Source organism: Kitasatospora purpeofusca, assembly GCF_036010405.1.
GTDB lineage: Bacteria > Actinomycetota > Actinomycetes > Streptomycetales > Streptomycetaceae > Kitasatospora > Kitasatospora purpeofusca.
Window position 1 is genome coordinate 6,078,801 of the sequence record NZ_CP108561.1, and the last position, 24,490, is coordinate 6,103,290.

Annotated in this window: 23 protein-coding genes, 1 tRNA gene and 1 pseudogene; 20 read left to right on the forward strand and 5 right to left on the reverse strand. The window is 72.8% G+C overall.

The window, feature by feature from the left end; genetic code table 11:
* Positions 1-12 precede the first annotated feature (12 nt).
* Complete coding sequence (locus OG715_RS26735; protein ID WP_266271469.1) at positions 13-1,026, forward strand: trypsin-like serine peptidase; 1,014 nt, start codon at positions 13-15, stop codon at positions 1,024-1,026.
* On the opposite strand, the gene OG715_RS26740 is transcribed toward OG715_RS26735, so the two are convergent.
* The gene (locus tag OG715_RS26740; RefSeq protein WP_266271470.1) at positions 996-1,697 is read right to left on the reverse strand and encodes a helix-turn-helix domain-containing protein; all 702 of its coding nucleotides are present in this window, start codon (positions 1,695-1,697) and stop codon (positions 996-998) included. The genes OG715_RS26735 and OG715_RS26740 overlap by 31 nt on opposite strands.
* Before the next feature lie 442 nt (positions 1,698-2,139).
* Here OG715_RS26740 and OG715_RS26745 point away from each other — a divergent pair, with 442 nt between their 5' ends.
* Genes OG715_RS26745 through OG715_RS26775 form a run of 7 tightly spaced genes read left to right on the forward strand, consistent with a single transcriptional unit; the run spans position 2,140 to position 7,987 of the window.
* Positions 2,140-2,409: a phosphopantetheine-binding protein gene (locus tag OG715_RS26745; RefSeq protein WP_266271471.1), complete on the forward strand. Its 270-nt coding sequence runs from the start codon at positions 2,140-2,142 to the stop codon at positions 2,407-2,409.
* Positions 2,402-3,238 carry an SDR family NAD(P)-dependent oxidoreductase gene (locus OG715_RS26750; protein WP_266271472.1) on the forward strand — a complete coding sequence of 279 codons (837 nt, stop codon included), beginning with the start codon at positions 2,402-2,404 and terminating at the stop codon, positions 3,236-3,238. The genes OG715_RS26745 and OG715_RS26750 overlap by 8 nt, the downstream gene beginning before the upstream one ends.
* A complete protein-coding gene (locus OG715_RS26755) occupies positions 3,235-3,786 on the forward strand; it encodes a MaoC family dehydratase (RefSeq protein ID WP_266271473.1) in 552 nt (183 codons plus the stop codon). The genes OG715_RS26750 and OG715_RS26755 overlap by 4 nt, the downstream gene beginning before the upstream one ends.
* The gene (locus OG715_RS26760) at positions 3,783-4,634 is read left to right on the forward strand and encodes an SDR family NAD(P)-dependent oxidoreductase (protein ID WP_266271474.1); all 852 of its coding nucleotides are present in this window, start codon (positions 3,783-3,785) and stop codon (positions 4,632-4,634) included. The genes OG715_RS26755 and OG715_RS26760 overlap by 4 nt, the downstream gene beginning before the upstream one ends.
* A 40-nt stretch (positions 4,635-4,674) precedes the next feature.
* Positions 4,675-5,958 (forward strand): beta-ketoacyl synthase N-terminal-like domain-containing protein, encoded by a 1,284-nt coding sequence (locus OG715_RS26765; protein ID WP_266271475.1) that lies wholly within the window; start codon positions 4,675-4,677, stop codon positions 5,956-5,958.
* The gene (locus OG715_RS26770) at positions 5,955-7,265 is read left to right on the forward strand and encodes a beta-ketoacyl-[acyl-carrier-protein] synthase family protein (protein ID WP_266271476.1); all 1,311 of its coding nucleotides are present in this window, start codon (positions 5,955-5,957) and stop codon (positions 7,263-7,265) included. Before OG715_RS26765 ends, OG715_RS26770 begins: the two co-directional genes overlap by 4 nt.
* A complete protein-coding gene (locus tag OG715_RS26775; RefSeq protein WP_266271477.1) occupies positions 7,262-7,987 on the forward strand; it encodes an alpha/beta hydrolase in 726 nt (241 codons plus the stop codon). The genes OG715_RS26770 and OG715_RS26775 overlap by 4 nt, the downstream gene beginning before the upstream one ends.
* A gap of 68 nt (positions 7,988-8,055) precedes the next feature.
* Here the strand turns inward: OG715_RS26775 and OG715_RS26780 are convergent, their stop codons facing one another.
* Together OG715_RS26780 and OG715_RS26785 are read right to left on the reverse strand one after the other, a co-directional pair.
* Positions 8,056-8,247: a DUF397 domain-containing protein gene (locus OG715_RS26780; protein WP_266271478.1), complete on the reverse strand. Its 192-nt coding sequence runs from the start codon at positions 8,245-8,247 to the stop codon at positions 8,056-8,058.
* Positions 8,240-9,103, reverse strand: coding sequence for a helix-turn-helix domain-containing protein (locus tag OG715_RS26785; protein WP_266271479.1), 864 nt, complete (start codon positions 9,101-9,103; stop codon positions 8,240-8,242). Before OG715_RS26785 ends, OG715_RS26780 begins: the two co-directional genes overlap by 8 nt.
* Before the next feature lie 283 nt (positions 9,104-9,386).
* Here OG715_RS26785 and OG715_RS26790 point away from each other — a divergent pair, with 283 nt between their 5' ends.
* Genes OG715_RS26790 through OG715_RS26800 form a run of 3 tightly spaced genes read left to right on the forward strand, consistent with a single transcriptional unit; the run spans position 9,387 to position 10,203 of the window.
* Positions 9,387-9,755, forward strand: coding sequence for an ATP-binding protein (locus tag OG715_RS26790; RefSeq protein ID WP_266271480.1), 369 nt, complete (start codon positions 9,387-9,389; stop codon positions 9,753-9,755).
* Positions 9,752-9,985 carry a hypothetical protein gene (locus OG715_RS26795; RefSeq protein WP_266271443.1) on the forward strand — a complete coding sequence of 78 codons (234 nt, stop codon included), beginning with the start codon at positions 9,752-9,754 and terminating at the stop codon, positions 9,983-9,985. The genes OG715_RS26790 and OG715_RS26795 overlap by 4 nt, the downstream gene beginning before the upstream one ends.
* Complete coding sequence (locus OG715_RS26800) at positions 9,982-10,203, forward strand: hypothetical protein (RefSeq protein ID WP_266271442.1); 222 nt, start codon at positions 9,982-9,984, stop codon at positions 10,201-10,203. The genes OG715_RS26795 and OG715_RS26800 overlap by 4 nt, the downstream gene beginning before the upstream one ends.
* 276 nt (positions 10,204-10,479) lie before the next feature.
* Here OG715_RS26800 and OG715_RS26805 read toward each other — a convergent pair whose 3' ends face one another.
* Complete coding sequence (locus OG715_RS26805; RefSeq protein WP_266271481.1) at positions 10,480-12,129, reverse strand: FUSC family protein; 1,650 nt, start codon at positions 12,127-12,129, stop codon at positions 10,480-10,482.
* Between the two features lie 88 nt (positions 12,130-12,217).
* Here OG715_RS26805 and OG715_RS26810 point away from each other — a divergent pair, with 88 nt between their 5' ends.
* The gene (locus OG715_RS26810) at positions 12,218-12,664 is read left to right on the forward strand and encodes a MarR family winged helix-turn-helix transcriptional regulator (RefSeq protein WP_266271482.1); all 447 of its coding nucleotides are present in this window, start codon (positions 12,218-12,220) and stop codon (positions 12,662-12,664) included.
* 297 nt (positions 12,665-12,961) lie between these two features.
* Positions 12,962-13,807, forward strand: a complete 846-nt coding sequence (locus tag OG715_RS26815; RefSeq protein ID WP_266271483.1) for an LppX_LprAFG lipoprotein — start codon at positions 12,962-12,964, stop codon at positions 13,805-13,807.
* Between the two features lie 148 nt (positions 13,808-13,955).
* Here OG715_RS26815 and OG715_RS26820 read toward each other — a convergent pair.
* A tRNA-Arg gene (locus OG715_RS26820) sits at positions 13,956-14,027 on the reverse strand.
* Positions 14,028-14,160: 133 nt separating this feature from the next.
* On the opposite strand from OG715_RS26820, the pseudogene OG715_RS26825 reads away from it, so the two are divergent.
* The 7 genes and pseudogenes from OG715_RS26825 (at position 14,161) to rho (ending at position 24,463) form a co-directional block, all read left to right on the forward strand.
* Positions 14,161-14,647: pseudogene (locus tag OG715_RS26825) on the forward strand (response regulator).
* An 87-nt stretch (positions 14,648-14,734) separates the two neighbouring features.
* The gene (argS, locus tag OG715_RS26830; protein WP_266271484.1) at positions 14,735-16,390 is read left to right on the forward strand and encodes an arginine--tRNA ligase; all 1,656 of its coding nucleotides are present in this window, start codon (positions 14,735-14,737) and stop codon (positions 16,388-16,390) included.
* A gap of 87 nt (positions 16,391-16,477) precedes the next feature.
* Positions 16,478-17,872 carry a diaminopimelate decarboxylase gene (lysA, locus tag OG715_RS26835; protein ID WP_266271485.1) on the forward strand — a complete coding sequence of 465 codons (1,395 nt, stop codon included), beginning with the start codon at positions 16,478-16,480 and terminating at the stop codon, positions 17,870-17,872.
* 139 nt (positions 17,873-18,011) lie between these two features.
* The gene (locus tag OG715_RS26840; RefSeq protein ID WP_266271486.1) at positions 18,012-19,304 is read left to right on the forward strand and encodes a homoserine dehydrogenase; all 1,293 of its coding nucleotides are present in this window, start codon (positions 18,012-18,014) and stop codon (positions 19,302-19,304) included.
* A 9-nt stretch (positions 19,305-19,313) separates the two neighbouring features.
* The gene (gene thrC, locus OG715_RS26845) at positions 19,314-20,411 is read left to right on the forward strand and encodes a threonine synthase (RefSeq protein WP_266271487.1); all 1,098 of its coding nucleotides are present in this window, start codon (positions 19,314-19,316) and stop codon (positions 20,409-20,411) included.
* A gap of 381 nt (positions 20,412-20,792) precedes the next feature.
* Positions 20,793-21,728 carry a homoserine kinase gene (gene thrB, locus OG715_RS26850; RefSeq protein ID WP_266271488.1) on the forward strand — a complete coding sequence of 312 codons (936 nt, stop codon included), beginning with the start codon at positions 20,793-20,795 and terminating at the stop codon, positions 21,726-21,728.
* A 605-nt stretch (positions 21,729-22,333) separates the two neighbouring features.
* The gene (gene rho / locus OG715_RS26855; protein WP_266271489.1) at positions 22,334-24,463 is read left to right on the forward strand and encodes a transcription termination factor Rho; all 2,130 of its coding nucleotides are present in this window, start codon (positions 22,334-22,336) and stop codon (positions 24,461-24,463) included.
* Positions 24,464-24,490: the final 27 nt, after the last annotated feature.

The window sequence follows — 24,490 nt, forward strand, 5'->3', positions numbered from 1 at the left end:
AGCCGACCGAGCATGGGCCAGCACCGCCGCCGTACCCCCCGCCGCCGCCGTCTCCTGGCGCCGACCCTGGTCACCACGGCGCTCTCCGTCCTCACCGTGGCGGTCGTGGTGGTGGGCACCCACAGCCTGACCCCCCGGGCCACCGCCGTGGCCTCCCCGGCCACCTCGGCCGCCGTCGCGCCGCCGGTCCCGGGCACCCCGACCGTGCCGGCCGCCGTCCCGGTCACCGGAACGGAGCCGTCGGTGGCCTCGGAGCCTTCGGAGCTGTCGGCGCCTTCGGCGCCTTCGGCCTCGGAGCCGGCCGCGCCCGGCCCCGCCCCCACGACGGCCACGCCCGCGCCCACCGCGGCGGCCCCCACCCCCGCCGGCGGGCCGCTCGGCACCACCGCCACCGCCCCGGCCACCCCCGAGGCGGCCACCGTCGGCGCCCTGTTCACCGGTGCCGTCCGCCCGGGCAACCACTTCTGCACCGCCAGCGTGCTGCACAGCACCACCGGGAACCTGCTGATCACCGCCGCCCACTGCCTCGACGACCCGAGCGGCGTCGTCTTCGCCCCGGGCTACCGCGACGGCAAGGCCCCGTACGGCACCTGGCGGGTCACCGCCGTGCACACCACTACCGGCTGGTCCCGCGGCGGCGACCCGGACGAGGACTTCGCCGTCCTGGAGACCGCCGCCGACGCCACCGGCCGCCGGGTCGAGGACGTGGTCGGCGGCAACACGCTCGGCACCGACGAGCCCTTCGGTGCCACCGTCCGGCTCTACGGCTACCCGGCGGGCGGCGAGTCGCCCCTGCTGTGCAGCAACACCACCGGCCGTCAGAGCACCTACCAGCGGGTGATCGACTGCCCCGGCTACCCCGGCGGCACCAGCGGCGGCCCCTGGATCTCCACCGCCACCGGCCATGTCGTCGGCGCCATCGGCGGCTACCAGCAGGGCGGCGACACCGACGGCACCTCCTACAGCGCCTACTTCGACCACACCGTCGCGGCGCTCTACGCCGAGGCGGCCGCGGCGGCCTCCTGACCGCCGTAGCGGGTCCGGTGCCGGGGCAGGGAGCGCACCCGGGCGACGGCGGCCGGTAGGGCGGTCGGCCCGCAGCTGCCGACCGCCCGGAACCAGGCCGCGCGCCAGGCGGCGATCCGGTCCCCCGGGATGCCGCAGCAGCGGACGTAGGTGACCAGCAGCGGTTCCGACGGCATCCGGAGCCCGGCCAGCACGTCCGCCAGGGTGCTGCGCGGCAGCGCCCCGAAGCCGCCGGTCCGGGCCCGCTCCTGGAGTTCGCGCAGCGAGGGCTGCCCGGCCGCCAGCCGAAGCCGGTGCATCGCCTCCAGCAAGTGGGCCGGCTCGTAGACGAGTTCGAGTCTTCGGGCCCTCCCGCCCGCAGGCCCCGCGCCCGGCCGCCGGTCGGCGCGGGCAGCCGCCGTGCCGGTGCCGGTGGCGGCCCGTTCCCAGCGCTGCCGCGCCTCGCGGACCGAGGCCCCGCAGGCCGCCGCGTACGCCTCGACCACCCCCCGCCGGGGCAGGGCGGAACCGCTGTCGGCCCGTGACAGGGTGGCCGGCGAGCACCCCGAGCGGGCGATCCGGTCGGCCATCTGCCGGTAGGTGAGGCCGGACTCCGCGCGCAGGGCGCGCAGCCAGTGGGCCAGTTCGTAGTGCGGTGCCGCCTGGGGCACCGCCTTCTTGCGTCGCGCCATTGCCGCCCTCCCCACGGCGTGCCGCCCGGTCGGCCGTCGTTCCCGGTAACGGCCGGAACCCGGTCCGACCGGTTCGGCCAGCCGACTGCGATGCGATGTCGTGAATCGCCTCGAATGACGTTCCGGGTGGTACACGTAAGGGTGCGACCACGGTAGTCATCGGGTTCTCCCAAGGTCAATCCCCTTTGCTTCTTCTTTGCATCCTCCGATGTTGTAGAAGTTGCCGCCGCAGGGGCTTGTCAGGAGCGGTTGATTCAATTCGTCCGGAATGCGGTGGGACGGATTCCGCCGCCCTGGCCTGGGTGAAGGGAGGTCCGGGAGGTCTTCCCCCGAGGCGGTTGTCCGGCGCCGGCGGGATGAGTGGCCCTTGCGGTGGGCTTTACCGGTCTGTTGGCATTGGCAGCGTCCGCAGCGGTATTTCGGAACTCTCGAAGGAGACATTATGTCGCCCACGGAAAACGCCGATTTCAACGTCCTGGTCGAGCTGCTCAAGGACGTCAAATCCGGGCTGGAAGGACAGTCGGTCACCCCGGACGACTCGGTGGTCGAGGACCTCGGGCTGGATTCCCTGGACCTTCTCCAGCTGGCCCGCAAAATCAACCGCCGGCTCGGCGTCGACTTCGACCTGGACCACTGGAACGAGACCGCGGCCGAGCACCGCCGTACGGTCGGCTCGATCCTGGCCGCGGTCGCGGCGGCCCAGCGTGTCTGAGCGGCCCGGCGTGTCCGAGCGGGCCGGTGCGTCCGAGGAGCCCGGGAGCACGCCCGGCGCCGGCCGGGTCGCCCTGGTGACGGGCGGCTCGCGCGGCATCGGCGCGGCCGTCGTGCACCGGCTCGCGGCCGACGGGCTGACCGTGCACCTGGTCTACCGCGAGGCCGAGGAGGCCGCCCGGAACGTCGTCGCCGCCGTCACGGCGGCCGGCGGCCGGGCGGTCGCCCACCGCGCCGACGTCGCGGACGAGAAGCAGGTCGTCGACCTGGTCGAGCGGATCGCCGACCGGGAGGGCGCGCTGCACGTCCTGGTCAACAACGCGGCCGTGATCGACGACCGGCTGGTCGCCGCCACCCCGACCGCGCACTGGGAACGGGTGCTCCGGGTCAACCTGACCGGCCCCTTCCTGGCCTGCCGGGAGGTCCTCCCGCTGATGCTCGACCAGGGCTGGGGCCGGATCGTCAACATCTCCTCCAACTCCGTGCGGATCCCCGGCCCCGGTCAGAGCGCCTACGCCGCCGCCAAGGGCGGGCTGGAGGCGCTCACCCGGACGCTGGCCGTCGAGGTCGGCCGCAAGGGCATCCGGATCAACACCGTGGCGCCCGGCAAGGTGCGCACCGAGATGACCGACGCCGTCGCCGAGCGGCTCGGCTCGGACGGCGCCGGCACCCGCTGGGGCCTGCCCGAGGACATCTCCGGCCTGGTCGCCTTCCTGGCCGGCGAGGAGGCCGACTACATCCAGGGCCAGACCTTCACGGTGGACGGCGGCCGGCTGGTCATGCGGGCCGCCGCCGGGGCCCGGCCGCGTCGGGCGGGGGTGCCCGCGTGAAGTACTGGGAGGACCTGGTGGGCGCGCCCGACCACCGGTTCGGTCCGCTGGTCTTCGGCGGCGACCTGCTCGACCGGCTGCTCGACCTGATGGGCGAGAAGCACCCCGTCCACGACGACGACGCCTTCGCCCGGGCCCTCGACCGGACCCGGCGGATCGTGCCCGGCGGCTTCATCCACTCCATCACCTCGGGCTGGGTGGTCCAGCACGGCTCTCCGGCCGCCGTCGTCGGCCTGCGGACCCTGGCCTGGGACTTCGTCCGCCCGCTCTACCCCGACACCCCGTTCTGGTTCACCACCCGCACCGGCCGGTCGGTCGAGATCGACGACCGGCTCGGGCTGGTCGAGTCCACCCGGCGGGTGCACGACGACAACGACCGGACCTACGCGATCGGCCGGATGAGCGTGGTGGTGCTGCGCCGGGCCGCGGCCGTCGCGCTCACCCCGGACCCGGCCGCCCCGGGACCCGACACCGGTCCGGGACCCGACACCGACCCGGCGCGGGCGACGACCGCCCCCGCCCGGACCAGCGAGAGGACAGAACGATGACCGACGGCACCACGAACAACCCGCCGGCCGCCCCGCTGCCCGGCCCGCTGGCACCCCGACCGCTGGAGGGCCGGGTGGCCCTGGTCACCGGCGGCTCGCGCGGCATCGGCGCCGGCATCAGCCGCAAGCTCGCCGCCTGGGGCGCCACCGTGGCGATCAACTACGTCGACCGGGAGGGCCCCGCCAAGGAGCTCGCCGCCGAACTCACCGAGTCCGGCGCCAAGGTGACCCTGCACCGGGCCGACCTGTCCGAGCCGACGGCCGCCGAGGAGCTGCTCGCCGAGGTCGGCGAGGCCCACGGGGACCTGCACATCCTGGTCCAGAACGCGGCGGCCACCAAGTTCTCCCTGCTGGAGAACGCCACCCTCAGCCAGTGGCAGTTCGTCCAGGACACCAACGCCCGGGCCACCTGGCTGCTCGCCAAGCACGGGGTGCCGCTGATGAAGGGCCGCCCCGGCGCCCGGTTCATCACCATCACCAACTCGACCACCAGCCGGATCGTGCCGCGCGCCGGCCTGCTCGGCGCCGCCAAGGCCGCGCTGGAGAACCTCACCCGCTTCCTCTCCTACGAGCTGGCCCCGCACGGCATCGTCGCCAACTGCGTCCGCCCCGGCCTGGTGCAGACCGGCGTCTTCAGCGTCCGGCCCGACTTCAACCACGGCGTGCGGCACGAGCAGGCGGTCTCCCCGTGGCCGGACGGACACATGACCACCCCCGAGAACAGCGCCGACGTGGTCGCCATGCTCTGCCTGGACGAGGCCGCCTGGATCGCCGGGCAGACCATCACGGTGGACGGCGGCTACGCGCTCTGGGGCAACCTCAACAGCCCGCTCCGGGTCGGCGAGTGAGGCGGGGAAGGCGAGTGACGCGGGAAGGGGGAACCGCGCCGTGTCCGACGTGATCGTGACCGGCACCGGGGTGATCTCCCCGGCCGGTCCTGGCACCGAACCGCTCTGGTCCGCGATGGCCGCCGGCCGGTCGCTCTTCGGCCCGCCGGGGCCGCTGCCCTGGCCGGTGGCCGCGGTCGACCGGAGCTCCGTCGACTGGCCGCCCGGCAGGCCCTGGGTGGACAACCGCAAGTACGCCAACCTGGCCGCCCACTGGGCGGTCGGGGCGGCCCGGCTCGCACTGCGGCAGGCCGGCCGCGACCCGGACGCCCCCGACGCCCCCGGCTGGGGGGACCCGGAACGCGGCGGCACCGTGATGGCCGTCGGCAGCACCGGCGACGAACTGGGCGACGTCATACCCAGGCTCGCCGGGATGGCCCTGGACGACCCCCGGCCGCTCGCCACCCTGCTCTACGAGGAGGTGCCGGACTACTCCTACATCCGCGGCATCCCCTCCCAGCTCGGCCAGTTCGTCTGCATGACGACGGGCTTCCGGGGCTCCAACGTCGCCGCCTACGGCGAGGTGGCGGCCGGCGGTCTGGGCGCGCTGGCACTCGCGCTGCGGCTGCTGGAGAGCGGCGAACTCGACCGGGTGCTGGTGGTCGGGGTGGCCCCGCCGTCCTCGGTCACCGCGCTGCACTCCTTCGACCGGGACGAGCCGCTCGGCACCGAGGCCGTCCCCGGGCGCGGCCCGTTCGACGAGGAACGGGCCGGACCGCTGCTCGGCCAGGGCGCCGCCGCCGTCCTGCTGGAGCGGGCCGCCCCGGCGGACGCCCCGGCACCCCGGGCGCTGGCCCGGCTGCTCGCCTGCGAGACGCTGGTCGCCGCCGACCGGGCGAGCGCGACCGGCCTGGCGGTGCGGGCGGCGCTCCGCCGGGCCGGAGAGCGGCCGGACCACTGGTGGGCGCACGGCTCGGGCTCGCCGGCCGCCGACCGGGAGGAGTGCTCGGCCGTCCTGCCCCAGATCGGCGCCGTGCCGGTGACCAGCAGCAAGGGCACCCTGGGCCTCGCCCTGGAGTGCTCGGCACTGATCGACACCGCCCTCGCGGTCGAGTCGCTGAGGCGGGGCCAGTTGCCGCCGGTCGGACTGCTGCGCCGTCCCGACCCTCGGCTGGGCGGTCCGGACACCGTGGCCGGGCAGGCCCGTTCGGTGCCGGGCCCGGGCATCGCGCTGATCACCGGGATCGACCACGGCCGGAGCAGCGCCTCGGCCGGCGCCCTGGTGCTCGGCGGCGTCACCGGCGGCCAGGGCGACCACCGGGCACGGCGGGAGGAGGAGCAGTGACGGACGAGGACATCGTGATCACCGGAATGGGTGTGGTCACGCCGATCGGCGTGACCGTGGAGGACTTCTGGGAGGCCAATCTGGCCGGCCGGTCGGGAGTCGTCGCCGAGGACCGGATGGACCTCGGCGGGCTGCCCTGCGGCTGGGCGGCCGGCCTGATCCCGGAGGACGTCAGGAAGGAGGTGTCCGAACGCTGGGGCGCCCCCGACCGCACCTGGGGCGACACCCTGCTGCACAGCGTCGTCGACCAGGCGCTCACCGACGCGGGCATCACCGGCCCGGTCGGCGGCGACGTCGCCGGACTGGTCTGGTCCCGGGTCTGGCCGGGGCCGAGCGGTTCCTTCCCGCAGGACTACGCGGTCCACTTCCGGGAGCTCGGCCAGCGGTACCGGCGGATCGGCAACGGCCCGGCCGAGGTGCTGGAGAACCTGCGCGGCCGCCGGCTCTCGGCGGAGGCTTCGGACCACTCGGCCTTCCCGGTCGAACTCGCCGGGCGCCTGGGCGTGCCGCTGATCGCCTCCCGGGTGGAGGCCACCTGCTCCGGCGGCCTGCGCTCGATCGCCGAGGCGGTCCGGCTGCTGCGGCTCGGCCGGGTGGAGGTCGCGGTGGTCGCGGTCTCGGTCTCCCGCAACACCCAGTACGTGCTCTCCCAGTACGGGCAGCTGATGGCGCTGTCCCGCTGGAAGGGCGATCCGGCCCTCTCGTCGATGCCGTTCGACCGGCGCCGCTCCGGCATGGTGATCAACGAATCGGCCGGGGCGCTGGTCCTGGAGACAGCGGGCCACGCCGCCCGGCGCGGCCTCGACGGGTCGTACGCCGTGGTCGGCGGCTGGGGTCTCGCGGTGGACACCACTCACATCACCGCGCCGCAGGTCGGCATGGTGGAGCGGGTGATGCGCACCGCGATCGCCGGCTCCGGGCTGACCCCGGACGACATCGACACCGTCAACGCGCACGGCACCTCCACCAAGCTCAACGACATCACCGAGGCCCGGGCGCTGCACCGGGTGTTCGGCGAGCGGACGGCGGAGCTGGACGTGTGTGCGGTGAAGTCGCTGACCGGGCACGGTTCGGCCGCGTCCGGGGTGGTGGAGACGGTGGCGGCGGCGCTCACCCTCGGGCGGGGCGTCGTCCCGCCGGTGGTGACCTGCACCGAACCGGACCCGGCCTGCGCGGTGAAGACCTCGCTGACGCCGGTGGAGCGGCCGGTGGCCACGGTGCTGAAGAACTCCTTCGGCTTCGGCGGGCAGTACGCGTCGATGGTGTTCAAGCGCCCGGCGCAGCCCCGTCGGGCGCCGGTCCGGTGAGCGGCGGGAGCGCGGTGGGCGGCGGGAACGCCGTCGGTGCCGCGCGGCTGCCGGTGGAGGTGGTCGAACCGGTCGGCCGGCACCGGGCCACCGTCCTCTGGCTGCACGGCCTCGGCCAGGGCCCGGAGAGCCTGGTGGAGGTGGCGGACCGGCTGGAGTTGGACCGGGAGGGGATCCGCGGGGTGTTCCCGCAGGCGCCGCTGCGGCCGATCGGCCGGGTCTCCGGCGACCCGGTGCGGGCCTGGTTCGAACAGGATGTGTTCGCCCTGGAGAACCCCGGCCCGGCGTCGCTGCCCGGCGTGATCGCCATCGAACGGCGGTTGCGTGCGGTGCTGGACGAGGAGACCGCGAGGGTGGGGGCCGGGCGGGTGGTCGTCGCCGGGTTCTCGCAGGGGGCGCTGATGGCGCTGGTGCTGGCGCTGCGGTATCCGCAACGGCTGGCGGGGCTGGCCCTGTACGCGCCGTTCCTCCCGGACGAGGCCGTGCCGCTGCTGGCGTCGCGCCGGTCGGCGGTCGCGGTGGACCTGCCGGTCTGGATCGGTCATGGTGCGTTCGACTGGATCATCCCGGAGAAGAGCGGCGCGAAGGTGAGGGACGTGCTGGCCGAGTGGGGGCACCCGGTGGGCTGGCAGCGGTACCGGGCCGGCCACGAGGCGTTCGGAGGAGTGAAGCGCGCCGTGCCGGAGTTCCTTGAGCGCGTCCTCGGCCCCGCCGGGGGCTGAGGACGGGCTCGAACCTTGTGGATGACTGTCAGCGGCCCTCGCTCGAAACGAGCGAGGGCCGCTGGTGGTTAGGCGTGGTGGTCGAGTTCGCCGGCCTTGATGGCGTGGAGCAGTCCGGTGAAGGCAGCGGCGCCGGTGTGGACGATGGTGTCACCGTCATCGGACTCCCGGAGCTCGACCAGCCCACCCACTACACGCACCTCGACACACTCGTTGGATGCGCCGCTGAAACTGGACTTCCGCCATGGGTTCTCACTCATACGTGCGCCTCATGTCGTCCCTGATAGATCGAATGAACCTTCGAGATTCATCATCAGGCAACGCGAGGGCGGCCAGACGCGTGAAGGTGGTCCGGTGGTTGGCAAGGTCGGCCGGGGAGTCGAAGAAGAGGACGCCCTGTGCGGTGTCCATTTGAAGCGTTGCGAGTTCTGGGACCGACCCTTCGGCGAACGTGATGTTCTCGCCAGCGCCGGGGAAGGTGTCCATGTCGAACGGAACTACTCGTACTGAACTGGTCTGGTTCTCGGAGTCGTCGACAAGGCCGTCCAACTGGCTGGCGAGTACCTTCCGGCCACCGAACTGCATCCGGAGGGCAGCCTCGTGGATGAACGAGATGTGTGTTGTTCCACTGCTTCGTAGAGCCTGCTGGCGTCGAACGCGAAACTGGGTTCGGACGTCAATGTCCTGCTTGGGCAGTGGCGGTGTGATGCGAGCGAAGATCGCGGAAGCGTAGGCGCTGGTCTGCTGAAGCCCTGGTACGTAGGTCGTCGCCCAGGTGTAGATCACCTGGGCATGGGCCTCCATCTCGGCGACCTCAAGGAAGTCCGTTGACAGAACTCCTCGATACTCCTCCCACCAGCCTTTCTCGCGTGTTGCGATGATTGTGGTGAGGGCATCGATGAGTGGCTGGTTGGTGAACTTGCATGCTGCGGCGATCGTCAGCAAGCGGTCGGCGTTGACACTGCCCTTCCCGCTCTCCATCTGCGTTACCTGGGCTGGGCTTACGCCGAGAGCGCGGGCGAGTTGGCTGCCACCGAGACCGGCTTGCTCGCGCATTCTCCGAAGCTCGGCACCCAGGCGACGCTGGCGAAGCGTGGGGTACTGGCGACCTGGCATGGCGTCCTCTCGACGTTAGGTGGGCTCAGTCTGCCGTGGGCTGCGCATGTGAGGCCACCTGTCCCTCCGGAGGGGGAACTTCCACGCAAGTTACCTAAATTTAAGTAGTTCTGGGCTATGGTCATGGTGGTCCGACGGATCGTCAGTAATGCCTGGTCACGGGGCAGTAGGCGCCTGCTGCCCTTTTGCGCCGCAGAGCAACCGGCTTCGGCCCGGCCTGGCTCACGGTGACGTTCCGCCGACACCCTCCTCCCCACCCCCGCCTCTCCCTCGGAGGTTTCTCATGCGTGCCTTCAGCCCGCCCGACTGGTCCGCCGCCCGCGAGGAGCTGCGCGCCGCCCTCGCCCTCGCCTCCTGGCCCGTCGACCTCGTCGCGGACGCCGAACTCGCCCTCCACGAGCTGTACGTCAACGCCTGGCGCCACGCCGGCTGCCAGGCCCCGACCGTCGTGGTCGTCCTCCTGACCACCCGCACCCTCCGCGTCTCCGTCGCCGACGACTGCCCCGACCTCCCCGAGCCCCGCATCTCCGCCGACCCCTACGCGGTGTCCGGGCGCGGCCTCCACCTCGTGCGCTCCCTCACCCACCGCCTCGGTGTCGACCCCACCAAGACCGGCAAGGTCGTCTGGTTCGAACTGGACTTCGCCGCGTGAACGCCCCCGTCGACCCCCACGACCCCTACCTGCGCACCTACACCGAACCCGAGGTCACCGCACTCCTCCGCGAACTCCACGAACGCGGCAGACCCCTCGGCCTCCGCTGGGGCTCCATCACCGTGGCGGAGCCCACCATCGACGGCCGCCTCCTCGTCGACTTCGGCGACGCCCCCGTCTCCACCCTCCTCAACCTCCTCACCCTGCTCCGCGAAGCGGCCCCGGGGTGAGCCGCTTCCTCGTCGGCGCCGCCTTCGCCGTCCTCCTCGCCCTCGCCATCACCACCGTGATCACCGGCGTCCTCACCGCCCTGAAGATCGGCCCGCCCCCACCCCCGATCACCCGCCACGGCCACTGGGAACCCCACACCCTCCCCGACGGCACCACCGAACACACCTGGACCGCCCACCAGACCGACCAGCAACCCCACACCCGCATACCCCAGTAGCCACCCCGGAGTGGGAAGTCGGCCCCACCGACTTCCCACTCCACCAACGGCACGGCTCCGTCCTGGTGGCTCCCTTGCACCCAGCAAGGGAGCCACCGAAGAAAGACCCAGGAGCAGGAAGTCAGCCTCGTCGACTTCCTACTCCGCCTGCTCATCGACCTCGCCGGAAGGAACGGCGTCGGCGCGCGGATGCCCCTCGCTCGGGTGACGTGGAGTGGGAAGTCGGCCGCTCCGACTTCCCACTCCAGCAGCGAGACGTCGGCGCCGCCGGAACGGTCAGGAGATCCCCGCCTCCTTGACGGCCTCCGCCTCGGCTGGCGGCGGGTCGCCGAAGACCGCGGCCATCGTGCCGAGCGCGTCGTCGACGGCGAGCAGCGCCGCCAGCATCCGCAACTGCTCGGGAGAGCCCGCCGGAGTCGCCCCGGCCTGCCGGGGGATCCGTGCGCGGATCCCCTGGTAGGCGGGCCCGGGTCGCCGGCCGATCGCTCGCCGGACCGCCGCGCTGTTGGCGGCCACCGCCCGGTTGAGCCGAGCCACCCGGGGGTCGGACCAGAGGGCGGGGTCGGCGACCGCCCCGTCCACCAGCACGCCCAACGGAGCCTCGCAGGCGGCGACGGCGTCCACCACGTCGGCCCGGTGCGGGTGGGTGGACGGAGCTCCGCCCGGCAGTCGCCCGGCCAGTCCGAGAGCGCGCCGCTCGGCCCGCAGCGGGCGGGCCAGCAATTCCAGCTCAGCGGCCCCGTAAGCGAACCGCGCCCGCCCGCGCAGCAGGGCGGGCCGGTCGCCGCCGGAGGAGCCCAGCAGCTCGGTCAGCACGGCCAGCGCGTCCGCGGTGCGCCGCCGCAGCACGTCCCGGGTGCGGAGCGGGAGGATCAGCCAGGAGGCCGCGATACCGACGGCCGCGCCGAGGCCGATCGCCGCCAGCCGGGTGCGCAGCAGGTCGTCCGAGCTCTGCCCGAACCAGCCGTACAGCAGGGAGAGCACGGCGGTGACGCACCCGGCCCAGTAGGCGTAGCTGAGTTCGCGCAGCCAGGTCGCGAGTGCCAGGACCGCGAAGATCAGCACGACGGCGGCGTCCTCGTGCGGGCCGAAGGAACCCGCGACGGCCGTCGCGACCACCGTGCCCGCCGCCGCGCCGACCGCCCGCTGAAAGCCCTTGAACAGCACGTCGCCCCGGCCGCGGGCGCCGCTGCAGACGATGAACGCGGTGAGTACCACCCAGGCCCAGTGGTCCGGCCAGACGGCCCGCCCGGCGACGAACGCCCCGCCCACCGCGCCCGCCATCTGGAGGGCCATCCGGGTGTGGACGTTCGGCCGCCGACGGGCCTCCGGTTCCGGTTCCGGTTTCGGCTCAGGCTCCGGCGCGGGCACCCGGACCGGAGCCGGAACCAGCCCGGTCCGGACGGCGGCGGCCTGGAAGAGCGCCACCCAGGCCCCGGACACGACGGCGATCAGCGCGACCCACAGGGTGTGGTCGTGGCCGGCGACCGGCCCGGCGTCGGGCGGCATGACCAGCAGCGCCACCAGCGGCAGCACCAGCAGGCCGCCGCCCCGGGCCGCCCGGGGGCCGAACCGGCGGAGCCAGACCGCCAGCGCCGTCCCGAGGGTGAAGAGGGCGTCGGCGGCGTTCGGGTGGAGGGTCATCAGCCGCCCGATCTCGGCGGCGCCGGAGGCGGCCGCCGGCAGGACGGCGAGTCCGAGCAGCCGGTCGTACCGGTCGGCGGCGAGCTGGACCCGGGCGGCGGTGGCGGCCAGCACCACGGCCTGGACGACCACGTCGACCCGCAGGTCGGCGAAGTGCTCGATCAGCAGCGCGGAGCCGTACGCGGCCAGCATGGCGGCCGTGGTGACGGCCGTCCCGCGGAGCAGTCGGAGCCCGGGGTCGAAGCGCACGGCCCGGCGGAGCCAGGAGAAGTAGCTACTCATCACGTACGGATTTCTCCCTTGCCTGCTCACGCTGAACGAGGAAGTGCCGATTATCTGCTGCCAGAACAGTAAGTGTTAGCGTAGCAATATGGAGATTGATCAGCCGTGGCTTCCGGAGGCGGCGGAGATCCGGCAGGGCACCGTCCGGCTGGCCCGCCGACTGCGCTCCGAGCGCGTGGGGGAGGGCCTCAGCCTCAACAAGCTGAGCGTGCTCGGGCACCTGCTCCGGCACGGCCCGATGTCCCCGGGGGAGCTGGCCGCCGCCGACCACCAGCAGCCGCAGTCGCTGACCCGGGTGTTCGCCGAACTGGAGCGGGACGGCCTGCTCCGGCGCGTCCCGGGCGAGCGGGACCGCCGGCAGTCCGTCCTCCACCTCACCGCGGACGGGCGTACCGCACTGGCCCGTGACATGGCCGGTCGGGACGCCTGGCTGGCGGAGGCGCTGGGGGCCCTCTCCGAGACCGAGCGCGAAGTCCTCCGTCTCGCCGCCCGCCTGATGGACCGCCTGGCGGACGCCCCCAACGCGTCCTCCTGACCCGCCCGGCAGCCGGGACGCGGGATCGAAATCCGGTTCGACCGGCAGTCACGCGCTGTGGGAAACTCTCCGCGCACGGACCATCCGTGCGCCTTGGGGGGGCTTCCACCGCCGTGTCGACGGTGCGGCAGAACCTCGACACCGGGTGCGCCGACGCGCAGGGGGCCGTACCCGCCGGGTCGAGGAGGCGCCAGTCGTCGATGGGGGAAGGCCGCGATCACCATCGCGTGCAGCGACTTCGGCCCCGCCGAGACCTTCACCGGGCCGCCGCCCCGTTCACCACGGAGTTCCATCACCATGCGCCGTACCACCGTGCTCGCCGCCGCCGCGACCGCTGTCGCCCTGGCCGCGCTCACCGCCTGCAACGACACCGAGGACAAGACCGCGGCGGCCACCGCCCCGGCGACCACCGCCGCCGCCGCGCCCGCGACCACCTCGGCCGCCCCCTCGCCCACCTCCACCGAGACCCCGACCCCGACCCCGGCCGTCACCACCCCGGCGCCGGTCGCCACGACCCCGGCCGCCCCGGCCGGGGACTTCGACCCGGCGAAGGCCGTGGAGAACGCGAGCAAGGAGCCCTACGCGGTCTCCGTGAAGATGATCACCGAGGTCGGGGGCAAGGCCGCCGGCATCACCACCGCCCGGCAGAACCTCAACACGGCATACACCGGTCGCGGTGAGATGAAGATCGCCGAGGCTGACCTCGTGGTCGAGACGGTCACCACCGCCGACGCCACGTACACCCGCATGGGCCCGGACGAGAAGTGGACCAAGGCGCCGAAGTCCGCCGACACGGTGGCGCTCGACTACACGGTCTACGCCAAGCTGCTGCTGGCCCAGGGTCCGTCCGCCCGCAAGGGCGCCGAGACCCGCGACGGCGTTCCGACCCAGCACCTGTCCGGCCACATCGACCTGGAGCAGATCGCCGAGATCGACCCGCGCACCTACAGCTCGTCGAAGGCCAAGGGCATCACCGGCTTCGACTTCGACCAGTGGATCGACGCCCAGGGCCGTACCCGGTACGTCGAGCAGGGTGTGGTCAGCAAGGGCGCCAAGGCCGTCAACAAGGTGACCTTCACCGACTTCGGCCCCGCCGAGACCTTCGCCGCCCCCGCCGGAGCGGGCGCCGCCGCCGCGAGCTGACCACCGTCCCCGTGGGGCCGCGCCCCGGCCCCACGGGTTGACCGGGCGTCATCACCGGAAAGCGCCGGGAAGCGCCGGAAAAACGAATCAGGCCCAGTCCGGTGGCAACTCGCCACTGGCCTGGGCCTGTTCTGCACTTCTTGCGAAGTGCCCCCGGTAGGATTCGAACCTACGCACCCGCCTCCGGAGGGCGGTGCTCTATCCCCTGAGCTACGGGGGCTTGCTCGTTGTTGTCGTCGCGTTCGCTTCGACGTGGAGAACACTACCAGGCCCGCGCCGTGCTCCGTGCACGCGTTTCCCGGAGGCCCGACGGGCGGTCCGGCGCCGGCTCCGGGCAGCCGGTCCGGGCGGAAGTGGCCAAAGCCCGGACGGGGCGGCGGGCCCGCCGATACCCTCGGTGAGGTGTCGGGAGTGTCCGGGCGGGTCCTCGTGGTGGACGACAGCGAGGTGATCCGCCAGCTGATCAGGGTCAACCTGGAGCTCGAGGGCTTCGAGGTGGTGACCGCCGCCGACGGTGCCGAGTGCCTGGAGGTGGTCCGCCAGGTGAAGCCCGACGTGGTGACGCTGGACGTGATGATGCCGAGGCTGGACGGCCTGCGGACGGCGGCCCGGCTGCGGGCGGCGCCGGGGACGCGGCTGCTGCCGATCGCGATCGTCAGCGCCTGCTCGCCGTCCGATCTGGACCTGGGGGAGTCGGTCGGGGTCGACGGCTACCTCGGCAAGCCCTTCGATCCGGCGGACCTGGTCGCGCTGGTGCGGCGGCTGATGGAGCGCGACCGCGACCGCGGGGCGGTGGACGGGTTTCGCCCTGGGCGAACAGGTCGGAGTGATCGGGCCTGAGCGATCGGGCCCGAGCGGCCCGCCCCGGTGTCTCAACCGGCAAACCGGGTGGCGAGGGCCCACCCCCTCTCGCCTACGCTTGGCGTCGTGACCCCCGCAGAGCTTTCCCAGGCAGTCCAGGCCGCAGTGAGCGCCGCCGTCGAGGCGGGCGAGCTGGCCGTCGCCGTGCCCGAGCACGTGACGATCGAGCGGCCCAAGAACAGGGACCACGGCGACTACGCGACCAACGTGGCCCTCCAGCTCGCGAAGCCGGCCGGCAAGCCGCCGCGAGCCGTCGCCGAACTGCTGGCCGAGCGCCTGCGAGGGATCACCGGCGTCACCAAGGTCGACATCGCCGGTCCGGGCTTCATGAACATCACCCTCGACGCCGCCACCCAGGGCGAGCTGGCCCGCAGCATCGTCGAGGCGGGCGAGGGCTATGGCCGGAACGAGGCGCTCAAGGGCCTGAAGATCAACCTGGAGTTCGTCTCCGCCAACCCGACCGGGCCGATCCACATCGGCGGCGTCCGCTGGGCGGCCGTCGGCGACTCGCTGGGCCGCATCCTCAAGGCCACCGGCGCCGACGTCACCACCGAGTACTACCTCAACGACGCCGGCGTGCAGATCTCCAAGTTCGCCAGGTCGCTCCAGGCGTCCGCCAACGGCAGGCCCGCCCCGGAGGACGGCTACGTCGGCGAGTACATCGCCGACATCGCCAAGGCGATCGTCGAGGGCGTCCCGGGCGTGCTCGACCTCTCCGAGGGCGAGCAGCTGGAGGTCTTCCGCGCCGAGGGCCTCAAGCTCATGGTGGCCGAGATCCAGCGCTCGATGGAGGAGTTCGGCACCCACTTCGACGTCTGGTTCTCGGAGAAGTCGCTGCACGACTCCGGCGCCGTCGAGAAGGCCATGGAGCGGCTGCGCGAGCAGGGCCACGTCTTCGAGCAGGACGGCGCGATCTGGCTGCGCACCACCGACTTCGGCGACGACAAGGACCGCGTCCTGATCAAGGCCGACGGCGAGACCACCTACTTCGCCGCCGACGCCGCGTACTACCTCAGCAAGCGCGACCGCGGCTCCGAGGTCTCGGTCTACATGCTCGGCGCCGACCACCACGGCTACGTGAACCGGCTCAAGGCCATCGCCGCCTGCGCGGGCGACGACATGGACCGGAACATCGAGGTCAAGATCGGCCAGTTCGTGAAGATGCTGCGCGACGGCCAGGAGGTCCGCCTCTCCAAGCGCGCCGGCAACATCATCACGATCGACGACGTCGTCGAGTGGATCGGCGTGGACGCCGCCCGCTACATGCTGGCGCGCTCCTCCACCGACTCCACGATCACCATCGACATCGACCTGGTCACCAGCCAGAAGGCGGAGAACCCGGTCTTCTACGTGCAGTACGCGCACGCCCGGATGTGCTCGGTGCAGCGCAACGCCGTGGAGAAGGGCATCACGCGCAGCGCGGACTTCAAACCGGAGCTGCTGTCGACCGAGTGGGAGTCCAACCTGCTCGGCGAGCTCGCCCAGTTCCCGGGCGTGGTGGCCAAGTCCGGCGAGTGGCGCGAGCCGCACCACGTCGCGACGTACCTGGAGAAGCTCGCCCGCGAGTACCACCGCTTCTACGACAACTGCCAGATCCTGCCGAAGGGCGACGAGGAGGTCACCGACCTCACGCACGCCCGGCTCTGGCTGGCCGACGCGACACGCACGGTCATCGCCAACGGCCTCACGCTCCTTGGCGTGACGTCGCCCGAGCGGATGTAGGCACCACCCCCACGTGCACAGCGGGGGCGGCTGACGGTCAACGCGGACCGTCGCCGCCCCTCGCCATAGGTCGAGGAAACCGAGGACATGTCTCGCTCCGCACATCCCGCAGGCCCCCGTCACGGTGACGTACTGCCCGAGGGCCACTACCAGGCACCGCCGGCCGACCTGAACGCGCTCGACCCCAAGGTCTGGTCGGAGACGGTCGCGCGCGGCGCCGACGGCGTCGTCACCGTCGGCGGCCTGGACGTGAACCGCATCGCCGCCGAGTTCGGCACCCCCGCCTACGTCATGGACGAGGCCGACTTCCGCTCCCGGGCACGCGCCTGGCGGGACGCCTTCGGCACCGACGCGGACGTCTACTACGCCGGCAAGGCGTTCCTCTCCAAGGCGGTCGTGCGCTGGCTGCACGAGGAGGGCCTCAACCTCGACGTGTGCAGCTCCGGCGAACTCGCCGTCGCGCTGGCGGCCGGGATGCCGCCGGAGCGGATCGCGCTGCACGGCAACAACAAGTCGGTGGACGAGCTCGAGAACGCGGTGAAGACCGGCGTCGGGCACATCGTGGTCGACTCCTACGAGGAGATCGAGCGACTGGCGGCCGTGGCCGGACGCCAGGGCGTGCGCCAGCCGGTGCTGATCCGGGTCACCGTCGGCGTGGAGGCGCACACCCACGAGTTCATCGCCACCGCGCACGAGGACCAGAAGTTCGGCCTCTCGCTGACCGGGGGAGCGGCCGCCGAGGCCGTCCGCCGGGTGCTGGCGCACCCCGGGAGCCTCGAACTGCGCGGCATCCACTCGCACATCGGCTCGCAGATCTTCGACACCGCCGGCTTCGAGGTGGCCGCCCGCCGGGTGGTCGGCCTGCTGGCGTCGATCCGCGACGAGCACGGCGTCGAGCTGCCCGAGATCGACCTCGGCGGCGGCCTCGGCATCGCCTACACCAGCGAGGACGACCCGCGCGAGCCCGCCGAGATCGCGGCCGCGCTGGCCGACATCGTCCGCCGCGAGTGCGCCGCCGCGAACCTCACCGCCCCCCGGCTGAGCGTGGAGCCGGGCCGGGCGATCGTCGGCCCGACCGCGTTCACCCTGTACGAGGTCGGCACCGTCAAGCCGCTCGAAGGTCTGCGCACCTATGTCAGCGTGGACGGCGGGATGTCCGACAACATCCGCACCGCGCTCTACGACGCCGAGTACACGGTGGCCCTCGTGTCGCGCACCAGTGACGCCGGACCGATGCTGGTCCGGGTGGTCGGCAAGCACTGCGAGTCCGGCGACATCGTCGTGCGGGACGCCTTCCTGCCGGCCGACCTGGCCCCCGGCGACCTGATCGCGGTGCCCGCCACCGGCGCCTACTGCCGCTCGATGGCGAGCAACTACAACCACGCCCTGAAGCCTCCGGTGCTCGCCGTCCAGGACGGTGCGGCCCGGGTGATCGTCCGGCGCGAGACGGAGGAGGATCTCCTGCGTCTCGATATCGGATGACGAAATCCTTGTCTCAGATCATGGAACGACCGTAGATCCGTACGGAAAGTCCCGGAGACTGGTAGGGACCGAAAGTCCGGCGGGACACCGAAATGCCCGCCGGAACGACCGAAGAACGACGAATGCAGAGCGGAGTCGGATGATGCGTACGCGGCCGCTGAAGGTGGCGTTGCTGGGCTGTGGTGTGGTGGGCTCCGAGGTGGCGCGCATCATGACGACAGACGCCGCCGACCTCGCCGCGCGCATCGGCGCGCCGGTCGAGCTCGCCGGCATCGCGGTCCGGCGACAGGGGCGGGTCCGCCCCGGAGTGCCCGAGCACCTGCTCACCACCGATGCCGAGGCCCTGGTCACCCGGGGCGACATCGACGTGGTGATCGAGGTGGTGGGCGGCATCGAGCCGTCCAAGAACCTCATCCTGGCGGCGTTCGCGCAGGGCGCCTCGGTGGTCAGCGCCAACAAGGCGCTGCTCGCCCAGGACGGCACCGAGCTGCACGCGGCCGCCGCGGCGGCCGGGGTCGACCTCTACTACGAGGCCGCGGTGGCGGGCGCGATCCCGCTGCTGCGCCCGCTGCGCGAGTCGCTGGCCGGCGACCGGGTGAACCGGGTGCTGGGCATCGTCAACGGCACCACCAACTTCATCCTCGACAAGATGGACACCACCGGCGCCGGGTACTCGGAGGCGCTGGAGGAGGCCACCGCGCTCGGGTACGCCGAGGCCGACCCGACGGCCGACGTGGAGGGCTTCGACGCCGCCGCCAAGGCCGCGATCCTGGCCGGCATCGCCTTCCACACCGAGGTGACCGCCGCGGACGTGTACCGCGAGGGCATCACCGAGGTGACCGCCGCCGACATCGCCTCCGCCAAGGAGATGGGCTGCGTGGTCAAACTGCTGGCGATCTGCGAGCGGGCCGCCGACGGCGAGTCGGTGACCGCGCGGGTCCACCCGGCGATGATCCCGCTGTCCCACCCGCTGGCCTCGGTCCGCGAGGCGTACAACGCGGTGTTCGTGGAGGCCGAGGCGGCCGGCCGGCTGATGTTCTACGGCCCGGGCGCGGGCGGCGCGCCGACCGCCTCGGCGGTCCTCGGCGACCTCGTGGCGGTGTGCCGCAACAAGCTCGCCGGCGCCACCGGCCCCGGTGACTCGGTGTACACCCAGCTGCCGGCCAAGCCGATGGACGAGGTCGTCACCCGCTACCACGTCAGCCTGGACGTCGACGACCGCGCGGGGGTGCTCGCCCAGGTCGCCTCCGTCTTCGCCGAGCACGGCGTCTCCATCGACACCGTGCGCCAGCAGGGCCGCGACGGCGACGCCTCGCTCGTCGTGGTCACCCACCGTGCGACCGACGCCGCGCTGTCGGCGACGGTCGACAAGCTCCGCGCACTCGACAGCGTGCGCGACGTGGCCAGCACCATGCGGGTCGAAGGGGAATAGGAACAGATGATGAGCAGCGTTGCCGAGAACGCCGCCAGAGGCACCCACACCCACCAGTGGCGGGGTCTGATCGAGGAGTACCGGGACCGCCTGCCGGTCAGCGCGGCGACCCCCGTGGTCACCCTGCTGGAGGGCGGCACCCCGTTGGTCCCCGCCCAGGTGCTGTCCGAGCGCACCGGCTGCGAGGTCTACCTCAAGGTCGAGGGCGCCAACCCGACCGGGTCCTTCAAGGACCGCGGTATGACGATGGCCATCTCCAAGGCGAAGGAGGACGGCGCCCAGGCCGTCATCTGCGCCTCCACCGGCAACACTTCCGCCTCCGCCGCCGCGTACGCGGTGCGGGCCGGGATGGTGTCGGCGGTGCTGGTCCCGCAGGGCAAGATCGCCCTCGGCAAGATGGGCCAGGCGCTGGTGCACGGCGCGAAGATCCTCCAGGTGGACGGGAACTTCGACGACTGCCTCACCCTTGCGCGTGAACTGTCCGAGAAGTACCCGGTGGCGCTGGTCAACTCGGTGAACCCGGTCCGGATCGAGGGTCAGAAGACCGCCGCCTTCGAGATCGTCGACATGCTCGGCGACGCACCGGACATCCACGTCCTGCCGGTCGGCAACGCGGGCAACATCACCGCGTACTGGAAGGGCTACCGCGAGTACGCGACGGACGGCCTGGCCTCCCGCACCCCGCGGATGTGGGGCTTCCAGGCCTCCGGCTCGGCCCCGATCGTGGACGGTGCGCCGGTGCTCAAGCCGCAGACCATCGCCACCGCGATCCGGATCGGCAACCCGGCCTCCTGGGACTTCGCGCTCGCCGCGCGGGACGAATCGGGCGGTCTCATCGACAAGGTGACCGATCGTCAGATTCTGTCCGCGTACCGGCTGTTGGCCTCCCAGGAGGGCGTCTTCGTGGAGCCCGCCTCGGCCGCCTCGGTGGCCGGCCTGCTGGCCAAGGCGGAGGCCGGTCTGGTCGACCCGGGTCAGCGGATCGTCTGCACCGTGACCGGCAACGGTCTCAAGGACCCGGACTGGGCGGTGGCCGGCGCGCCGCAGCCCCGGATCGTCCCGATCGACCCCGAGGCCGCCGCCCTGCAGCTGGGCCTGCTCGACTGACGGAGCGTCCGACGGAACCTCGTACGGACGGCGGGTGGATGAACATCCCCCCACCCCGGGCCGACCCTTTCGGGGGTCGGCCCGGTCTCGTTCTCGACTGACACTTTTGTGTCAATTCAGTGGTTGATTCGGATCCGAATCCGGCATGAATTCCGGCCAGAACCGGCAACACACCAGATCGAAGGCCCACGGGGTGTACCGCTGTGGAACCTGTCTTCGATACTCTGGGTGCGGCCGTGTGGCACATGCCCCGGGTCCGACCCCCTTCCGGGCCGCACCACCGAATGTGACCGCCCGCCCCGGCCGGGGCCCCGCGGCCCGCTCCCCGCCCTCGCACCGACGCGCTTCGCGCCGCCCGATTTCCCCAGGAGAGTCCACCGCATGGCCGGTCCTGCGTTCCGTGCCGCCGCCGTCCGGGTCCGGGTCCCCGCGACCAGTGCCAACCTCGGTCCGGGCTTCGACGCCTTCGGCCTCGCCCTGGGCCTGTACGACGACGTGGTCGTCCGGGTCGCCGACTCCGGGCTCTCCGTCGACATCGCCGGCGAGGGCGCCGAGACCCTCCCGCGCGACGAGCGCCACCTGCTGGTCCGCTCGATGCGCGCCGCCTTCGACCTGCTCGGCGGCCAGCCGCGCGGCCTCGAAGTGGTCTGCGCCAACCGCATACCGCACGGCCGCGGCCTGGGCTCCTCGTCCGCCGCGATCTGCGCCGGCATCGTCGCCGCCCGCGCCGTCACCATCGGCGGCCCGTCCGCCCTGGACGACGACGCACTGCTGGCGCTCGCCTCGGAGCTGGAGGGCCACCCGGACAACGTCGCGGCCTGCCTGCGCGGCAACTTCACCGTGGCGTGGACCGAGGAGGACCGGGCCCGGGCGATCGCCCTGGAGCCCTCCGCCGAGGTCGTCCCGGTGGTGTTCGTCCCGGCCACCGAGGTGCTCACCGAGACCGCCCGCGGACTGCTGCCGAAGACCGTCCCGCTGGCCGACGCCGCCGCCAACGCCGGCCGTTCCGCGCTGCTGGTCGAGGCGCTGACCCGGCGTCCCGACCTGCTGCTCGCCGCCACCGAGGACCGGATCCACCAGGACTACCGGGCCTCCGCGATGCCGGACAGCGCCGCGCTGGTGGCCGCGCTGCGGGCCGAGAACGTGCCCGCCGTGATCTCCGGCGCCGGTCCGACCGTGCTCGCGCTCACCGACGAGGCGGGCGTGCAGAAGGTCCTGGACTTCGCGGCCGACCACGGCGGCAGCGGCCCGGCGTTCGCGGCCCACCGGCTCGAACTCGACCGGACCGGAGCCTCGGTGCTCCCGCTCGACGTCTGAAACACCCCGTCCGCGACGGTCCGGCCCGGTGCACCGCCACCGGACCGTCCGGACACGATTGGCAAGCGCAAGGCTGGGGAATGTGTGAGGGGGTCGGTAGTGTTAACCTCATTGCTGCACCAGGTGCCCTCCGGGGCTCGGTGCGCCGCGTCCCGATCCCAGCACTCCGCGTCAGCGGGGTCCAGGCGATGAACGGGGCGACGATTCTCCGGGAGCCCACCGCAGCGCGTACGCAGCCTGCCTGCGCGACTTGCGGCCGCATCCCGAAAGCCGTGACGGCACCTGACTCCCACCCCGCGGCCTCCCACCTGGAGGCACAGGACGGGCGGAGCGCGGGCCACCGTCACGCGACGGGGGCCCGGGATTCGCAGGCAGCGTGGGGGCAGCTCCCGGCCGGCGGCCGGGGGGAGGGTCGGCACACGACCGTCCCACCACGCCACTCAGCACCACCGTGCTTCTAGCACCGCACCTCGCAGCTCTCCCCCGACCGGCACCGCCGTCCGGGGGAACACCGCCTCGGACCGACGCAGTCGAGCGTTGGTCAGGACAGCACAACCGGTCGCCGAGCCAGACAGGCCGACGTCCGCTCCAGGGAAGGACCCTTAGTGAGCGACACCACCGATCTGATGGGCGCGCGCCCGGACGCCGAGGCGTCGGACGCCGCCGCCGCCCCCGCTGCACCGGCGCGGCGCCGCCGCACCGCCGCCGCCGGCCTGGACGGCATGGTCCTGGCTGAGCTGCAGAAGCTCGCCGGTGACCTGGGCATCACCGGTACCGGTCGGATGCGCAAGAGCCAGCTGATCGAGACCATCAAGGAGAAGAGCGGGGGCGACCCGCTGCTCGCCGGCGCCACCGCCGCTCCGGCCGCCGCCAAGCGCGCGGCCAAGGCCGAGACCGCCGAGCCGGCCGAGAAGCCCGCCCGCCGGACCAGCAAGGCCGCCGCCGCCCGGGCCGAGGCCCCGGCCGCCGCCGAGGCGCAGGCCCAGATCGAGATCCCGGTCCAGGCCGCCGCCGAGACCGCCGCTCCGGCCCGTGCCGAGCGCACCCGCCGCCGGGCCACCTCGGCCGCTGGTGCCCCGGTCGCCGAGACTGCCGAGGCGCCCGCCGCCGTGGCCACCGAGGCCAAGCAGGCCGAGGCCCGCCCCGAGGGCGCCCGCGCCCCGGAGGGCCGCGAGGAGGGTCGTACCGAGACCCGTCGCGACCGCCGGGACCGTCGCGACCGCCGCGAGGGCGGCGAGCGCGAGGGCCGCCAGGAGACCGCCGAGGCCCCGGCCGGCCAGGACGCCGACGGGCGCGAGTCGCGCCGCGACCGGCGCAACCGCCGGGACCGGACCGACCGCCCCGAGCGTGCCGAGCGCACCGACCGTGCCGACCGCCAGGGCGGCCAGCAGCAGGGCGCCCAGGGCGAGGGCCAGCAGAGCCGCCAGCCCGCCACCCAGCAGGCCCAGCCGCAGTCGCAGGCGCCGCAGGGCGGTTTCGACGACGACGAGTTCGGCGACGGCCGGCGCGGCCGCCGCGGCCGCTACCGCGACCGCCGGGGCCGCGGCAGCCGCCGCGAGGGCTTCGAGGCCGGTGTCGTCGACACGCAGATCGGCGAGGACGACGTCCTGATCCCGGTCGCGGGCATCCTCGACATCCTCGACAACTACGCGTTCGTCCGCACCTCGGGCTACCTGCCGGGTCAGAACGACGTCTACGTCTCGCTCGCCCAGGTCCGCAAGAACGGCCTGCGCAAGGGTGACGCCATCACCGGTGCGGTGCGCCAGCCCAAGGACGGCGAGCGCCGCGAGAAGTTCAACGCCATGGTGCGGCTGGACTCCGTCAACGGCATGGACCCGGAGAGCGGCCGCGGCCGTCCCGAGTTCAACAAGCTGACCCCGCTGTACCCGCAGGACCGGCTGCGCCTGGAGACCGACCCGGGCATCCTGACCACCCGGATCATCGACCTGGTGTCGCCGATCGGCAAGGGCCAGCGCGGTCTGATCGTCGCGCCGCCGAAGACCGGCAAGACCATGGTGCTGCAGGCGGTCGCCAACGCGATCACCCACAACAACCCCGAGTGCCACCTGATGGTCGTCCTGGTCGACGAGCGTCCGGAAGAGGTCACCGACATGCAGCGGTCGGTGAAGGGCGAGGTCATCTCCTCGACCTTCGACCGCCCGGCCGAGGACCACACCACCGTCGCCGAGCTGGCCATCGAGCGCGCCAAGCGCCTGGTGGAGCTGGGCCACGACGTGGTGATCCTGCTGGACTCGATCACCCGTCTGGGCCGTGCCTACAACCTGGCGGCGCCGGCCTCCGGCCGCATCCTGTCCGGTGGTGTCGACTCGACCGCGCTGTACCCGCCGAAGAAGTTCTTCGGTGCCGCGCGCAACATCGAGAACGGCGGCTCGCTGACCATCCTGGCCACCGCGCTGGTCGAGACCGGCTCGCGGATGGACGAGGTGATCTTCGAGGAGTTCAAGGGCACCGGCAACATGGAGCTCAAGCTCGACCGGAAGCTCTCGGACAAGCGCATCTTCCCGGCCGTCGACGTGGACGCCTCCAGCACCCGCAAGGAGGAGATCCTGCTCGGCGCCGACGAGCTCGCCATCGTCTGGAAGCTGCGCCGGGTGCTGCACGCGCTCGACTCGCAGCAGGCGATCGAGCTGCTGCTGGACAAGATGAAGCAGACCAAGAGCAACGCCGAGTTCCTGATGCAGATCGCCAAGACGACCCCCGGGTCCAGCGACTGACCTTCCTCGGTACACGGACGAGCCCCG